Origin of the sequence: Psychrobacter alimentarius, from assembly GCF_001606025.1 — a bacterium.
Taxonomy (GTDB): Bacteria; Pseudomonadota; Gammaproteobacteria; order Pseudomonadales; family Moraxellaceae; genus Psychrobacter; species Psychrobacter alimentarius.
Genome location: NZ_CP014945.1, coordinates 1,651,730 through 1,667,421, shown reverse-complemented (window position 1 = coordinate 1,667,421; position 15,692 = coordinate 1,651,730). Strand labels below are relative to the sequence as shown.

General features: G+C 42.3%; 12 protein-coding genes. 7 read left to right on the top strand and 5 right to left on the bottom strand.

The features are described from left to right. Positions 1-4 precede the first annotated feature (4 nt). Entirely contained in the window at positions 5-3,484 is a 3,480-nt protein-coding gene (locus tag A3K91_RS06850; protein WP_062844595.1) for a BRCT domain-containing protein, read from the bottom strand. 692 nt (positions 3,485-4,176) lie between these two features. On the opposite strand from A3K91_RS06850, the gene rhuM reads away from it, so the two are divergent. From rhuM to A3K91_RS06835, 3 genes are all read left to right on the top strand, one after another. After that, the gene (gene rhuM / locus A3K91_RS06845; protein WP_062844594.1) at positions 4,177-5,169 is read left to right on the top strand and encodes a virulence RhuM family protein/type II toxin-antitoxin system death-on-curing family toxin; all 993 of its coding nucleotides are present in this window, start codon (positions 4,177-4,179) and stop codon (positions 5,167-5,169) included. A gap of 95 nt (positions 5,170-5,264) precedes the next feature. After that, entirely contained in the window at positions 5,265-7,316 is a 2,052-nt protein-coding gene (locus tag A3K91_RS06840; RefSeq protein ID WP_062844593.1) for an autotransporter domain-containing protein, read from the top strand. A 162-nt stretch (positions 7,317-7,478) separates the two neighbouring features. Beyond that, a complete protein-coding gene (locus A3K91_RS06835) occupies positions 7,479-8,234 on the top strand; it encodes a M90 family metallopeptidase (RefSeq protein WP_062844592.1) in 756 nt (251 codons plus the stop codon). A 116-nt stretch (positions 8,235-8,350) separates the two neighbouring features. On the opposite strand, the gene A3K91_RS06830 is transcribed toward A3K91_RS06835, so the two are convergent. Next, the gene (locus tag A3K91_RS06830) at positions 8,351-9,013 is read right to left on the bottom strand and encodes a hypothetical protein (protein WP_062844591.1); all 663 of its coding nucleotides are present in this window, start codon (positions 9,011-9,013) and stop codon (positions 8,351-8,353) included. A 191-nt stretch (positions 9,014-9,204) separates the two neighbouring features. Here A3K91_RS06830 and A3K91_RS06825 point away from each other — a divergent pair, with 191 nt between their 5' ends. After that, positions 9,205-9,681 (top strand): hypothetical protein, encoded by a 477-nt coding sequence (locus A3K91_RS06825; protein ID WP_062844590.1) that lies wholly within the window; start codon positions 9,205-9,207, stop codon positions 9,679-9,681. A gap of 266 nt (positions 9,682-9,947) precedes the next feature. Here the strand turns inward: A3K91_RS06825 and A3K91_RS06820 are convergent, their stop codons facing one another. The 3 genes from A3K91_RS06820 to A3K91_RS06810 all read right to left on the bottom strand — a co-directional run bounded on the left by A3K91_RS06820 (position 9,948) and on the right by A3K91_RS06810 (position 12,945). Next, positions 9,948-10,514 (bottom strand): cyclophilin-like fold protein, encoded by a 567-nt coding sequence (locus A3K91_RS06820; protein ID WP_062844589.1) that lies wholly within the window; start codon positions 10,512-10,514, stop codon positions 9,948-9,950. A 22-nt stretch (positions 10,515-10,536) separates the two neighbouring features. After that, positions 10,537-11,718 (bottom strand): MFS transporter, encoded by a 1,182-nt coding sequence (locus A3K91_RS06815; protein WP_062844588.1) that lies wholly within the window; start codon positions 11,716-11,718, stop codon positions 10,537-10,539. 108 nt (positions 11,719-11,826) lie between these two features. Next, entirely contained in the window at positions 11,827-12,945 is a 1,119-nt protein-coding gene (locus A3K91_RS06810) for an alpha/beta hydrolase (protein ID WP_099046697.1), read from the bottom strand. Between the two features lie 195 nt (positions 12,946-13,140). On the opposite strand from A3K91_RS06810, the gene A3K91_RS06805 reads away from it, so the two are divergent. The 3 genes from A3K91_RS06805 to A3K91_RS06795 all read left to right on the top strand — a co-directional run bounded on the left by A3K91_RS06805 (position 13,141) and on the right by A3K91_RS06795 (position 15,689). Then, on the top strand, positions 13,141-14,028 hold the full coding sequence (locus A3K91_RS06805; protein ID WP_062844586.1) for a LysR family transcriptional regulator: 888 nt from the start codon (positions 13,141-13,143) through the stop codon (positions 14,026-14,028). Between the two features lie 217 nt (positions 14,029-14,245). Continuing rightward, complete coding sequence (locus A3K91_RS06800; protein ID WP_062845908.1) at positions 14,246-14,698, top strand: winged helix-turn-helix transcriptional regulator; 453 nt, start codon at positions 14,246-14,248, stop codon at positions 14,696-14,698. A gap of 445 nt (positions 14,699-15,143) precedes the next feature. Beyond that, positions 15,144-15,689, top strand: coding sequence for a PaaI family thioesterase (locus A3K91_RS06795; RefSeq protein WP_062844585.1), 546 nt, complete (start codon positions 15,144-15,146; stop codon positions 15,687-15,689). Positions 15,690-15,692 lie beyond the last annotated feature (3 nt).

Here is a 15,692-nt window from a genome sequence, read left to right as displayed (position 1 = left end):
TTTATTATTTGCTTGCTGTTGACTCATTTGAGCTGACAGCACTGGGCTGTAAATGCTCGGACAACTTGGGGTAACGATGTAATAAGCGTGTGACTGCGACCAAACACGCATGACGCTCCATCTTGCCTGCAGAATGGGTAAAGGTGTATAAAAAAGGCATGATCAGCTTGGCAAAATCCTCGTCTGCCAATCCCACATCACGGAACGTCTCAATCAAGGCTAGCTTTGCTTGGCTGGCAGGTATGGGTTTGGGTGAGAGGATTTGCTCTTGGTCTGTTGCTGCTTGTGTTTTATCCATGCGCTGCGCGTGCTTTGAATGACGACCTTGTTCGTTTTTTTGTGGATTTGATCGCTGTTCGTTTTTTTGTGGATTTGATCGCTCAGCGCTTTTAGAAGGACTTAATCGTCCTGGTGGCAACTCAAACAGCCCGCGCCTTAAAAGCATCAATAACTGATTCAAATCGGCAGGGGGATTGGTTGACCAGTCATTTGGCTCGGTATTTACTACGCTGTTATTTAGGGTGTTTCCTGAGGTGCTATTGGTTTTATCATACTGGCTTGCTGGCTGCCATTGCGGTGAGACATGGCGCGCTTTGTACTGCTGCCAAAGCATGGTCACAGCGGCATAGCGTACTTCGCGGTCAGCACTTTGACTCAATACATAAAGAGACTGCGGGTTTTGAAATTGGCGATGGCGCTGTAATAGTGCCATGCCAAGTTGTCGCGCCAGTCGTTTTTTACTGCCAATAAATGCATTGAGCATGGATTCATTAAACTGCTCTACAGGCACATGGTAGGCACGATTGCTTACAGAAGGTGCTGCCAGCAATGCCTGCTGCAATAATTGCGTGACCTCAAAATAAGGCGATTCTGCCATTATCAGCCACAGTGCAGGTGTTGGCGACCACTTGGCCAGCTCGTATTTTGTAAGCAGTAGCCCAAAGTTGCGGAGCGCTTGCTGACTGCTTTTCAATAAAGGTATGACACGCTCGGCACTGAAAAATAAAGCAGGAATGATGGCATCAGGATCGACAGGTCGGTCTGTTAATGCCATGCATATTTGCTCGTGATGATGACTCAAATAGCTAATCGCAAGCTCACTGATAGGCGCGGTAGGATCATCAACTGCCATTGACCATAAGACCTCAGCACCTGCCATCGTATCGTCTTCGGATGCGGCGCGTGCTTGTCCAATTAATCTCTGCAAAAATGCGGTTTCTGATATAATTTTGAGCGGAGCGCCTTCAGCAATCAATGCTTCTGCTTTCAGCTGCTTACTGCCTTTGCGACCAGCGCCGTATAGAGGTGAGCCGTCATCACCGATGACCAAATAGTCCAGCTTGGCATTCACGGCACTGCTGATCGCACCATTGGCTGATTTGACCAGTTTTTCGGCATCGCCTCGACTCATGCTTTGCATTTTGCCAGTGAATAGATAACGCTGATTGTCCAAATCAACAGTGACTTCTGTCGTGTGAGTAGTATGAGCAGCGTTTGTGTCTTCAGGCGAATTTTCTTCTGAAGACATGTTTTGATTGGTCGCAAAATCTGCTGGCAGAAAACCTTTATTAATGCGCTCAATGGCAAATTCGCGGTATTCTGAATGCTCGCTGCGAGCAAGTATCATGAGCCAATCAAATCCCAACTCAATTGGTGCAAACCGACGCACATCAGCCAACCAATCGCGTACGGTGTCTGCCAAATATTCATCAAAACTTAGATCTTTTTGCCATTGTTTGATCAGATCTGCATGATCGAAATGAGTGTTTGTGCCAGTATGAGCACGGCTATAGCACGTGAGATAAGGAGAGGTTTTTATCTGCACGATTTCATTACTACTATGCCAATCAGGCTCATAGGCAAGGGCGTGCCAGTAGGACATCGGAATCTTGTTTGCTGACAAAATATCTTCATCAAGCCAATCAATGATGGTCTGCTGCGCTAGAGGATGCAGCAATAGGTACTGCCAAACGTTGACATCTACTAGGCTCAGATCGAGACGCTTGAGCTCTTGTAATGCAAAATTCATGCATAGATCGCTGCTGTCACTATTTGTAGAAGTATCCAGTTGTACTGCCAAACGGATAAAATAGTCACTGCCAAGTTCTTGGGCGCTGTATAGCTCAGGCAGTCTACGTATTGCAAAGCGCATGCTGTAACGCTGGTTGCTGATCAGGCGCTCAAAAAACCATTCAGCAGTCAGATCGCGGCGCGTGAAGTGCTTACTGAGTTGTTCAGCGGCAATGTTATGATGATAAGACGTATCTAATAATTGTCCCCAACCTGATACACCAATGTCAGCGACAGGATTGCGGCTCAAAATCATACTGATGGCAAAGCTGCGAACAGGCTCGTGATCAGATACCGCAAGCATCATCAGCTCTAATAGCGGTAATGCTTGGGCATAGCTTTTAGCATAGCCGATGGCATATTGATACGCAGCAGGACAGTTCGAATGTAATAACTTGAGTACCACCTCATGTAACCCAAGTGCTACAAATTTTGACTTCTCAAAATGCGGGGATTGCTCAATCAGCCATACAATCATCTCATCGCGTGCTTGACTGTGTAGCTGGCCTGCCGATAAGTATTGAATAGTCTTACCATTCACATCACGCAGCTGAATCTTAAAATCATGCTTTAAGCTATCCGTTGCAAATTGCCGTATGGCTTCATTTCTTGCCGTGGCCAGCAAACGAATAAGGGGTTTAGAGTCGCGCTGCCAAGCTGCTTTAAAAGCACGACCTTTATTATCAAACAATTTGCGCGGTGCGTGACTGTGAAAGCGATTGACGCCATAATCAGCTGAGTTGTGAAAACAGATGTGATTGAGTACCCAGCTGTTGATTTGAGGTAGTTGACCAATTGTCATTGTCTCACTATAGCTGGCGAGCACAGCGACGGCCGCCTCAACATAGCCGGCAGGCATCTGCTGTCCAAGTTTTCGAAGATAGCGCCATGCCCTGAGACTCATATAGGTTTTGGTAGCAAGACTGACCGAATCTCTCATGCTTTGATCAAAACGATGTAAATCTATTTTGGCAGTGATAGGCGCAAAAATCTCATAATCTTGCTCATATTCTGCCACCTTGTAAATATACTTTAGACCACGCCAAACGCCATAACTCAAAGGCAATTCATGGATAGCCTGTTTTAAGATGGCTTTTGAATAAGTGCTTTTATCTTCCCAAAGCGCAATTAAAACTAAGTAGATTTTATAGCGATCAGGAAGAGGGCAAGTACCTTCATCTGACTCTACCGTTGCCATCATTGCCACACGTTCTGCAAACTGTACCTCAGGAGGCTGCTCGCGAAATGAGTAACGCCATATCTTATTTAAAAATCGCTCAAATGTTAGCTCGTCATCTGGTATCGGTGACTCAGGCAATGGATCAGGTTGCTGAGCAAGTAAACAGAGCTTTTCGACCAAGCTTGGATCTTGTACTTGCCAAGCGTGTTGAATTTGTTCGAACGACAGACTCATGATGGTTTGCCTTAATAATAATGTGGCCAGCGAATGATATTTTGTAAGCATATAAAAGCCTATTTGAGAATAAATATCAAGAACTTTTGTTAATCAAAAAATGGAAACACGACATTAGGTGACGCGCAGATGATTAGATAGAATCATGCGACACTAGATGACGCATATGTATAAAAGACTGTCGCTAATGAACAAAAATTGATTGACAGTTTGATTGAGGTTAAGGCAGAATAGGGACGTTGTGAGATTTAGCGTTTCGCCGTTTTCGGTGAAGGACGATGCTGCGTCGTCCACGAGTCAAGCCATTACATTTTACCCAAGGAAGACTGTTTCAGTCCTGCTAATACCTAGATAACACCTCTAGTGTCATTAGCTCGCTGGCGCAACCACGCAATCGTGGTTGAGCTAATGCACTAGAGGTGTTATCTAGGTGCAGTCCAGTGAGTCTTCCATGTACCAGGTTATGAGGTAGATTACACAACACTGAATGAAACATTGTTCTGATGCCATTCAAAAATATTAAACCCAAGTTGGTAATATATACTGACTTGGGTTTTTTATTGCCTTCATTATTTCAAACGCACTTAAAAAACAGGCAGTATTGATATCTCATTGAGCACCCATTGCTCAGTAATTCATGTTATTAGTAATCACTGATTCATATATTTAATGTATGCGTAGAGGCCACCCAAATGAAAGCGATTGAAAATAATGATATCTCAACCATTGAGATATATGAGAGTGCGGATGGAAAGGCACAGGTCAATGTGCGTTTTGAACAAGAGACGGTTTGGCTCTCACAGGCACAAATGACGGCGCTATTTGGTCGCGATCAATCCGTGATTTCACGTCATATTGCCAACGCGTTAAGTGACGAAGAAGTTTCCGAAAAAAGCAATATGCAAAAAATGCATATTGCAAATGCGGATCGTCCCGTGACTTTTTATGACTTGGATGTGGTCATCTCAGTAGGTTATCGGATCAAATCACCGCAAGGTGTGCAGTTTAGACGGTGGGCAACTCAGCGCCTACGTGAATACTTGGTGCAAGGTTATACGCTTAACCAACAGCGCTTTGACAAAAACTCTGCCGAATTGCAGCAAGCGTTAAGATTAATTAAGAAAACTGCCCAGAGCCCTAAATTGAAAACGGATGAAGGGCGTGGATTGGTTGAGATCATCAGTCGCTATACACAGACTTTTTTGTGGTTACAACGCTATGATGAAGGATTATTAGATAACCCAGCAGGGCAAGAAGGTGGCGTATTACCCAGTCCAACTGAAGCAATGGACGCGCTCAATAACTTAAAATCACAGCTAATTAATAGAGGTGAGGCAACGGAGTTGTTTGCTAAGCCTCGTGGTGATGGTTTGAGTAGTGTACTTGGTAATTTAGAGCAAACTGTGTTTGGCGAACCTGCTTATCCGACTATTGAGAGTAAAGCGGCGCATTTATTGTATTTTATGGTGAAAAACCATCCCTTTACTGATGGCAATAAACGCAGTGGGGCTTTTTTGTTTGTAGATTTTTTACACCGTAACGGACGCCTACTCAATGATCAGGGTGAGATGGCGATCAATAACACAGGTCTTGCTGCTTTGACCTTATTGGTCGCTGAGTCTGACCCGAATCAAAAAGAGACCTTGATTAAGTTGATTATGAATATGTTGTCGCTGGAGGTTTGATTTTAAAAAATGCGGTGTTTCTTTTTCTTGTAAACCACATTTAATTGAGTTATTTTTTAGTGTCGATTACATTTCTTTAACCAAGGAGAAACAGTTTGCATAATAAATTATCACCGCTCACGATTTCAGTTGTCGCTGCACTGACACTACTTACAGGCTCACAAACATTTGCAGAAGCCCAATACGGTGATTATGGTAAAGAAACGGCGTTAACGCTTGCGCGCGACTATGCTGGTCGCTATACAGGATCTGATAAAGAAGTTCAAGCTGCTAATTATATGCAGCAGCGTATGACCATCGATGGTAGTAACAATAAAGTCGATCGTCAGACTTTTGATTTTGTCGCACCTCGCGGTTTATTTAGAGGTCAAACACTAACGAGTAATAACATTATCGTGACCCAAAAAGGTATTGCTGATACCAATAAAACACTATTTGTCGGCGCACATTATGATTCTGCAGTAGCCTATCCAAACTATGAAAATCTAGAGGCATTGGACGATAATGCCTCTGGGTCTGGCGTTCTGACTGAGTTGACCAATAACCTGACTGGTATTGATACAGAACATGATATTCAGTTTGTCGCATTTGGTGCAGAAGAGGGCGGCCTAAATGGTTCAAAGGCGTTTGTTGATCAGCTCACTGACGCAGAAAAATCAACAGCATTAGGTATGATCAACTTAGACAGCCTGATTACAGGCGATAAGATGTATGCCAATGCAGGTCGCAATGCTTACGATAATAATGGTAACGAAGTAGCTGCCAATGTAGGGTTGCGTGAAAACGCACTTCGTATTGCAAAAGAGCTTGGTATCACACTTGAAGTCAATCCGGCCATCATTGCACCTGGTGCGACAGAACCCTACGAGCCCTACGGCGTTGGCTGTTGTAGCGATCAGGAATCTTTTGATAACGTGATGCCTGTAGTAGGATTTGAGGCAACCAACTGGGCCCTTGGACCTGATTATGATGGTTACACGCAAACAGAAAACCCAAATATCCCAGGTGGCTATACATGGCACAATCCCGAATTAGATAATGAGGACGTGCTGACGGCGGCATTCGGTGAAGAACGCATCGCACAAAGAATGCGTGACTATTCGCGTATCATTAGTAGATTGATTGTTGAGCAAACCAACGCTGACATCATTGCCGCAAACAAAAGCGCGCTGAATCTTCAAAATAAAATGGGCGCCGCTTTAAAGGACAGTGCCACCGATTCACACTCAGCGGTTCTTGAGCGTGCCAATGCCTTGGCTTTACCTGCCACTGATAACAATGACACCTTTGACGCTTCACGTACTCAGGTTTGGGTGGACGGTTCTCAAAGCTATGTCAATACTGATAACCTACAAGAAGGCACTCGCGCCAATATTGGCGTATATGGCGAATACGTTGTGCAGCCTCGCTGGCGTGTTGGTGCAGGTCTCAAAGCGGCTAATCAGAATAATAAAACCATAGAAAACGGTATTAAAAAAGATACCAGCTATGGTATTCAAGCATACTTGTTACTGGGCGGAAAAGACACCGCTTGGTGGAATACGACTTCTGTAAGCTTATCTAAACATGATTTAGATGTGAATAGAACCGTCAGACTAGATGGCAATAATGGTATCAACATTATTAATAATAGCGAACGCGGTAATGCTGATGCCGACGTGTTTAGTGCTTACAATGAGCTTGGCTACAATTTTCTTATTAAGGAAAACATCGCGCATGGTGCTTTTTTAGGTTTAAATTATAGCGATGCTGATATAGACGGCTACACGAGTGGCAATGCCAACTCTCGCACAGCCCTTAAAGTTGACAGCACATCTAGTGAAGCATGGGACTCAGAGCTTGGTTACCAGTTGCAGTATGGTTTTGATTTGATGGGCACGCCTGCCAAACTTCAAAGCAAACTCGTTTACGTGCATGTTATCAAAGATGGTTTGGTGAACCGTTTATCGACAACCTCTTTCGCTGACGGGCAAAAAAGAGACATTAGTATCAACCAAGCAGACAAAGATGATGACTATGGACGTTTTGAGATGAGTGTTAGCAATAAGGTGCATAACAATGTCTATGCTTATCTGAATGGCGATACCACCTTTGCACGTGACGATAAAGATAGCTCAGTACAGTTAGGCTTACAATATCAATTTTAAAACGTAATATACGGACTCAAGTCTGCGCCGCTCAATAATTCATTTATGAGCGGCGTTTTTTATACATTTTAATATAGTAATTATAATAGTGTACTACTGGTTATCTCTATACTATGTGTAAAATGGATGGCCTATATACTAAGAATAATAGGGATAAAGTGTATGTTCAACATCATAAAAGACTGGCGTGAGCAGCGTATACTGGATAGTAGTGAGTTTGCTCATGAAGACTGGGCACGAGCAGCTGAGCGTATCGTGATATTAGATAGGTTAACTGAAGACGAGCTAAGCCGCTTGTTTGATTTGGCGACCCTGTTTTTGGCGGACAAATCCATTACTGGTGCGCAAGGCTTTGAGATCACAGATACGGTTAGACAGTCTATTGCTTTACAAGCTTGTCTACCTATCTTAAACCTCAGTCTCGAGTGGTACGATGGTTGGTCGTCAATCATTATTTATCAAGGTTCATATAAAAGCGACAGCACCACTGTCGATGAATTTGGCATTGTTCACGAGGGCAGTCAGCACCGTAGCGGTGAAGCATGGCAGCGGGGTCCTGTGGTTTTGTCATGGAAGGATGCCAAACACTCAGGTGAGCGCGATGGTCACAATGTCGTCATTCATGAGTTTGTCCATAAGCTCGATATGATGAATGGTCGCGCCAATGGTTTTCCGCCGCTGCAACCTGATATGGATCCTACTCGGTGGACTGAAATCATGAGTCGTGATTTTGAAAATTTTCAGACCCACCGCAAATCAGGACTTGACCGGTATGGTGCAACCAATCCAGCAGAGTTTTTTGCGGTACTCAGTGAAGTGTTTTTTGAAACACCCAAAAAGCTAGTGGACGCTTATCCTGATATTTACGATATTATGGTCAAGTTTTTTCGACAAGACACTCTTAAGGGAAATTCTTAAATATATCAAATATTGAATATATGGTATACTATCCATAAGAAAAGGGCAGTACACCTTAATCAATACGTTGCCCTTTTTTATAAATAATTTGCTAAATCATATGGTTGTGATGAAAACTAAACAGTCCATTGATCGCTAATGATAGCGACCAAATATCGTTTCCCTTGATATTCATCAAACACCAGACGCAGCACTCGCCAATCCATACCTGCATATTCATCGCTGCCTTTGTGATAAAACTCAACCACATCTGAGTTTTGGTATATTTCTTTCAAGTTATTGATAGAGTTGCCATTATTTTTTAGCTCATTGAGACTGATACTGGCATCATTAAACGTTGACCCTTTCACCCAAGTATCCAAATACGTCGGCAGTGGCATGATCAATGGGTCGCCCGTACCGTCTTTTTCACCCCAAGTAAACCGTATTTTTGACTGTTGCAAATATTGTGCATATTGCTCACGACTGAAAACTTTGTCCACTTCAGGGCGGACATAAGCATACATCGAAAAGCGAACGCCACGTGTCGGATGAATGTCATTGGTGATTCTAGCAAAGTCTTTGTTGGCAAGGGCGCGTTGTATACGTAAAGCTTGTTGTCTAAGGGTTTGTTGGCTCATATCTGAAGCAACCGATGTTGACGAGTAGGCGTTTGATTGATTAGGCGCCGTCATATCAGATTCAATAGAATGGCAACCAGTTGCCAATAGTAAGAACGCCAGAAGGCCACCAGTAGCTAATTTAAAAGAATGGGTTTTAGAAGCACATGGCTTGATCATAAAATATCCTCACTGTGGTTGTTAGCGAAACAAGTATTATTATTAATATAAATAAGCAGTTCTCAAAGAAGCTAATAGATAGGGTTTTAGTATATCAACCTGAATAATACGATATTACAGCACAGTCATAATATGAGTATGATGTAATAAGAATGACACATCTTAGATGACCAAATCTTATAGAGAACGCCATGCAAACATATCGTTCATTGTTGCTATTATTGACCATAGGGTTGTTTACGACTAATCCTGTCGCTGCTAATGCAACGGAGCCATCTCAAGCGCTTGATGTCATGAAGGTTGCTACTGTTACCAAGATGTATCAGCAAGATGTTAATAACGAAGGTATGGATAATCCAGTCGTATTGGAGCAATATGCCAATCAAGATCTAAAGTCGGCCATGCAGCTTGAGCGAGCTTATTTTGACAAAAATCAGATGTCCTGCAATGTTGATTATGATGTGCTGTGGGATTCTCAAGATCCTGATTATACTCAAGACAAAAAGTTTTCGATGACTGATAAAGGACTGGTTCAAGTCAGCTTGGCGCAAGGTAGCGACATTTATTACGACTTATCATGCGATGATTCTGAATGCCAAGTGGCTGATGTAATCTTGGATGAAAGTGGAAAATCATTGCGACAGCATTTTCTTGAAAATTGCCGTTAGGAAAATACTGGTAACTGATAATATAAAAAATCCTATCTTAGTTATTATAGGATCAGAAAATTATGGATAAGAAGCACGGCATAAGTTCCTGTATGTCTCACCCCTAAAACTGTTGGTTTGTTTTCGCATAATGTATATTATGTTAAATAGACAGTAATTGAAAGTTTGTTTTGCGTGTCATTCTCAATCGCTATAACCTCTGCCTCGTAAACCAATCATATATCATGTGCTCCTTAAAGTTTCTCATGGGAATACGGAGCACTAACCTAGTGGACTTTTAAATTTTTGTTGTGGGACACTGACATTGATTGGCGTTGGTCACGACTAAATTCAATTTGCACATTACTTTGTCCAAGTACATCAGCTAACTTGTCAGGCTGGCTCACTCTGCCAATACGCGTATAAGAATATGATGAAGGAAAACTCTTATAGAACACTACTAACGTTGATGAGCCATACAACATGATGTCACCATTATGAATGGTATTTGCACGACTGGCATTCGTTGGCAGTGGATTTGGTAGCTGAGCGTGCTTCTCATTACTGTGCAAATCCTCCATATTTAACGTTAAGGGTAATTGTGCCGCAAAAGCATGCGAAGTCGCGTTGTCTTCAGCCATCACTTCAAAACGATTTCCATTAATTGTTATCCACATATTCACCTGCTCCTTTTCTGATATTGTTTGTTTTGCATTATTGGGGCTTGTTTTTTGCGTCAAACTTTCATGCACAATAGACGAGTTTGATGTGCCATTTTGATCGTCAGCACAAGCACTCAATGCTGGCAAGATACCAACACCCATAATAATGATCATGCGGTTGTTCACATTCATCTGTCAAACTCCCCTAAAGTAGTTATCGCGCGGTCAAACGCGAGGTTAAGAACGCAGAAATCACTAAAATAACAGCACTAAATACAAATGTTGCCTGAAAACCGCTATGATCCAATAAAACACCACCCAGTGTAGAACCAAAAGCAATGGCCAGCTGAACCACAGCGACCATTAAGCCGCCACCTGCTTCAGCATCTTCTGGCAACGTCTGAGCAAGCCAGCGCCACCAACCAACAGGTAGCCCTGTCCCTAAAAGACCCCAAATTCCAAGTAATATGGCCACAACTATGGTCGATGTACCAAAAAATATCAGAGTCAATGCAATAACTGCCATTAAAATAGGACTCATAATTAGCGTCGCATAAAAACGACGATCCAAAAATATATTGATAATACACGTACCAATAAACCCCATCACGCCAATGCCAAGCAAAATAAGCGACAAGGTGGAAATATCAACTTGGGTAATGGTTTCTAGAAAAGGTCTAACGTAAGTATAAAGTGAGAATTGACCCATAAAAAACAAACTGACTGCCAACATACCAATCATGACGATAGGATTACGGAGCAACCCTAAAATAGTGGGATGTTTATCTGTTTGATCTGTGGCAATCTGCATGGAAGGTAAACTAATCCATTGCCAAATAAAGGTTACAATGGCAACAGGAACGAGACAGAAAAAAGCACCGCGCCAACCAATAATAGAGCCAAGATAACTGCCTAAAGGTGCTGCAATGACCATTGCTAATGCATTGCCACTGTTAAAAATAGCCATGGCGCGCGGTACATCTGAGGGTGGCACTAATCTCATGGCCATAGCTACCGACATTGACCAAAACCCGCCTATGACCACCCCAAGCAAAGCGCGGCCAATCATGTAAACCATATAGTTTTGCGCCAGTGCAACAATGACGCCTGACATGGCCATAATGGCGGTTAAAAGCAACAATAGTGTTTTACGATCCATATTGCCTGCTACACGAGAAATCGTCAAACTTGTGATAACCGCAAAAGCACCTGAAATAGCAATGCCTTGACCTACCATCCCCTCACTGATGCTGAGATCTACTGCAATCGGCGTGAGTAGACTCACAGGCATAAACTCTGATGCAATTAATGCAAAAACGCACAGTGTCATGGCAAAAACCCCACTCCAATAGGCGGGCTGTTCTACATTTTTTTCTTTTTCTTTGGTGTTCAACATACACACTCTCGTTATTGTATTGAGAATCTATTAAAAAATGGGTTTAAGCTAAACGAAAAACCGGCCATCACGTAGCCGGTTATTTTTGTAACTCACTACCCTATTTTTTTATTTCAAGTTTCTATTAAAAAATTCTGTTAATTTATCAAAAGGGATTTTGTCCATGCGGTCGTATAAATCGACATGGTTCGTATTTGGTAAAATGACCAGTTCTTTTGGTTGTTTGGCTTTTTGATAAGCATCTTTACTAAAATAAAGTGAATGGGCATCCTCGCCAGCAATGATTAAGATAGGACGCGGAGATATCTCGTCAATATAGCTTAGCAGTGGCATATTCATAAATGATAAAGGCATCGTCGCCGTCCATGCGCCATTTGAGTTCACCGCATTTTTATGAAACCCCCGATCCGTCCGGTAGTAATCGAAAAACTCTTTTTGTACAGGGTTTGGATTGCTATCTAAAGTTTCGGGCAAAATACGATCTGCTGTGGTCACTTTGCCGTTATCGTCTACATAGAGGTCATGATTGGCTGTCGCAGGTTGTCCTTTCTCTGCGCCTACCCAGCGTTGTTGATTGAGATGTTTCAATACTGCTTGACGATCGCCCGCATCATAGCGATCATCACCGTCACCTACCCCATGTCCCATCGCACGACTCATATCGTACATACTGGTCGTGGCGACTGCTTTGATTCGCGTATCCATCGCAGCGGCATTCAAACCCATACCGCCCCAACCACAGATACCAATAGCGCCAATACGATTTCTATCGACCTCAGGACGCAGCCCTAAGTAATCTATCGCTGCACTAAAGTCTTCCGTATTGATATCTGGTGATGCTACATTTCTAGGCGTACCGCTGCTTTCACCCGTATACGAAGGATCAAAAGCAATAGCAACAAAGCCCTGTTCTGCCATCTTTTGCGCATATAAGCCTGATGATTGTTCTTTCACAGCGCCAAAAGGCCCGCCAACAGCCAATGCTGCTAGCTTTTTGCCGTTATAAGCTTTTGGTATATAAAGATCTGCGGCAAGCGTGATGCCATAACGGTTTTTGAATGTTACTTTTTGATGTGTGACGCTGTCACTTTTAGCAAAAGTTTTATCCCATTTTTGTACAAGTGGGACGGTAGATGTGGCTGCTTGTGCCATATGATTCGCCCCAAGGATAGTTGAGCTAACCAGTATTCCCAAGCTAAGCTTTTTGATCATTGATGGTAAGGCCATTGGTCGTCCTTTTTGATAGTAAATCATCACTTATCTGATGATTATTCATAACGTGTGAGTAGAAATAGCCGTGTTATAAACAAGACAAGATTGTTTATAATATATTCTCTAAAGTCATGAGATAATCTTATACTTCTACGATTCTAGTGATAATACCCATTTTTTAACTTTTATTTATTCACTCAGGTTATGAATATGCGACAACAAGAGAATTATAATGAGCTGCATGCTTTCTTATTGGTTGCTCAAGAGAGTAGTTTTACTAAAGCTGCTGTCAAACTTGGGATATCACAATCCGCCCTGAGCCGCTCTATTAAGTTATTAGAGCAGCGCTTAGGTCTACAGTTATTCACGAGAACCACACGTAGCTTGTCTTTAACACATGCAGGCAAAGCATTGTTTGTGACCGCTGAGCAGAGTTTTAGTTTATTAGATGAGAAGTTAGATGGACTCAAGCATTTGCGCGAAACGCCTGCGGGGTTGGTACGCATTAGTGCTGGTCAGTATGCTATTGATAAAGTGCTATTACCAAAGCTAGCCAAATTCAAACAGCTATATCCTGATATTGAACTCGAGTTGATCAGCGATACTGCTTTGTCAGATATTATCAGCACACAATTTGATGCAGGGGTTCGCTTTGGTAGTTTGGTTACTGAAGGTATGATATCGGTGCGTATCGACTACGATGAGGAGATTGCTGTGGTTGGTTCGCCAGACTACTTCCATGAGTTTGGCTTTCCCAAAACACCTGTAGAGTTGAACGAACACAACTGCTTGGGCTATCGATTCATGGGTGGCGGTATGTATCACTGGGATTTTATGATTGATGGTCAACCATATAAATTAAAGACGCAAGGACAATGGGTGTTCTCGACTGATTATTCAGTGATTGATGCTGCAAAACGAGGACTGGGTATAGGTTATGTCCCTATCGATATGATTAAAGATGAGCTAAAAAACGGCAAGCTTATTCATATATTGAGAGAGTTCAGTCATACCTTTAGCGGCTTTCATTTATATTATCCGCATCACAATGTGTCACCTGCGCTACGAGCCGTTATTGATGCTTTGAAGCTCAAATAATATTTATTTAGGTAGCAAAGCATCAAAAATTTTCCTAAAAAAATAATTTGTGAAGGCATTTTCGCCTTCTAACCCTATTCAGTTTCGCGCAATATTTTGATGTCTTTTAATGGTGACTCACTAAAAAAACGGCGATACTCTCGACTGAAAGACGGTCTCTAAAGTTACGACCGTTTAAGGTATAATATTTATAAATCAAAAATTAATGTTGATATTTATGGCTAAAGTGTCTTTAGATCGCCCCAGCCTTATTGCTTGCCCTATCGCTCACAACCTTTCAATATTTGGCGATCCTTGGTGCTTGCTGATCTTACGCGATGCTCATATGGGACTGACACGATTTGATGAATTTCATAACAGTCTAGGCATTGCACCTTCAGTATTGACCAAACGTTTAATCACTCTAGTCGAAGAAGGTGTATTGACAAAACACCGCTACTCAAAACAGCCACCGCGCGAAGAGTATCTACTAACGGATGCAGGTCAAGATATACTACCGATACTATTCATGTTAAGGGAATGGGGTCTTACTCATAGGCCTTGTTCAGAATACGATCAGAGGGCTATTTTTGTAGATTCTGAGACAAGTGAAGAGATTCAACCTGTCGTCATTGACAAAGTGACTGGTGTTGAGATTGGTAAACGTGCCATCCAGAAAAAGTTTAAATAAGCGTTTTATATAGATTTTAAGAGTTAATATTTCTTGATGCTTTTTCAACCCTTATTTTGCACAATCAACTCTTTTTCATAAGCTACTGCCTGTGTTCGTGTTATCCAGCAAAAAAAATCTTGCTTAACTCGCCTTTAAATCATCCACACGTTTTGTTGCTTTAAAGAATTCTTTTAGCGATACATACTCACCAACAGCTACCATCCTCATGCATGCATATTGGCATAGATAGCCTAAAATTTTATGCTACCTGCCAGCACTTCTATTAGAAATAATGAAAGTACGATAATAAATATACATAGTAACTATCTTTTTAAGAGTTACTATCTTTTTAGTAGTAACTATATTATCTTATACTAATTCTCTTCCAAAAAATCTGCTCGGCCTTTATAAGCTGCGCCCACCAAATAGAATGTATAAACAACCCATACACAAGGATTGTAAAATGGATGTTACAAAAACAGATGTTAATAATACGCTGGCTAATTGGCAAGTTGATGATTCGCGTATACGCGCCACATTAGGCTCTGTAGGGATAACCTCGCCTAATCAACTAGCCAGCATGAGTGGTCAATCATTTTTTGATGCTATGTTTGCAGGAGAGTTGCCCTCACCACCGATTGGTGAAACGCTCGATTTTATTCCTATCCACATACAAGGCGGTAAAGCCATCTTTCAAGGTCGACCCAGTCAGCAACATTACAATCCATTAGGTAGCGTACATGGCGGTTGGTTTTGTACCATTCTTGACTCTGCTGTCGGCTGCGCTATTCATTCTACCTTGCCCGCCGGCAAAGGCTATACCACGCTCGAGATTAAAGTAAATATGATTCGAGCTTTGACCAAAGCCATTCCGCTAGTACGTGCTGAGGCTAATATTATCCATGTCGGGAGACAAACCGCAACGGCTGAAGGTCGTATCGTTGGCCCTGATGGCAAACTATATGCCCATGCCATCACAACCTGTTTGATATTTGATATGCAGCCATGAGCA

Excerpts from the sequence above, each read along its gene's own strand:
- A3K91_RS06850 (WP_062844595.1), bottom strand. The coding sequence starts at position 3,484 with ATGAGTCTGTCGTTCGAACAAATTCAACACGCTTGGCAAGTACAAGAT.
- rhuM (WP_062844594.1), top strand. The coding sequence starts at position 4,177 with ATGAAAGCGATTGAAAATAATGATATCTCAACCATTGAGATATATGAG.
- A3K91_RS06835 (WP_062844592.1), top strand. The coding sequence starts at position 7,479 with ATGTTCAACATCATAAAAGACTGGCGTGAGCAGCGTATACTGGATAGT.
- A3K91_RS06830 (WP_062844591.1), bottom strand. The coding sequence starts at position 9,013 with ATGATCAAGCCATGTGCTTCTAAAACCCATTCTTTTAAATTAGCTACT.
- A3K91_RS06825 (WP_062844590.1), top strand. The coding sequence starts at position 9,205 with ATGCAAACATATCGTTCATTGTTGCTATTATTGACCATAGGGTTGTTT.
- A3K91_RS06820 (WP_062844589.1), bottom strand. The coding sequence starts at position 10,514 with ATGAATGTGAACAACCGCATGATCATTATTATGGGTGTTGGTATCTTG.
- A3K91_RS06815 (WP_062844588.1), bottom strand. The coding sequence starts at position 11,718 with ATGTTGAACACCAAAGAAAAAGAAAAAAATGTAGAACAGCCCGCCTAT.
- A3K91_RS06810 (WP_099046697.1), bottom strand. The coding sequence starts at position 12,945 with ATGGCCTTACCATCAATGATCAAAAAGCTTAGCTTGGGAATACTGGTT.
- A3K91_RS06805 (WP_062844586.1), top strand. The coding sequence starts at position 13,141 with ATGCGACAACAAGAGAATTATAATGAGCTGCATGCTTTCTTATTGGTT.
- A3K91_RS06800 (WP_062845908.1), top strand. The coding sequence starts at position 14,246 with ATGGCTAAAGTGTCTTTAGATCGCCCCAGCCTTATTGCTTGCCCTATC.
- A3K91_RS06795 (WP_062844585.1), top strand. The coding sequence starts at position 15,144 with ATGGATGTTACAAAAACAGATGTTAATAATACGCTGGCTAATTGGCAA.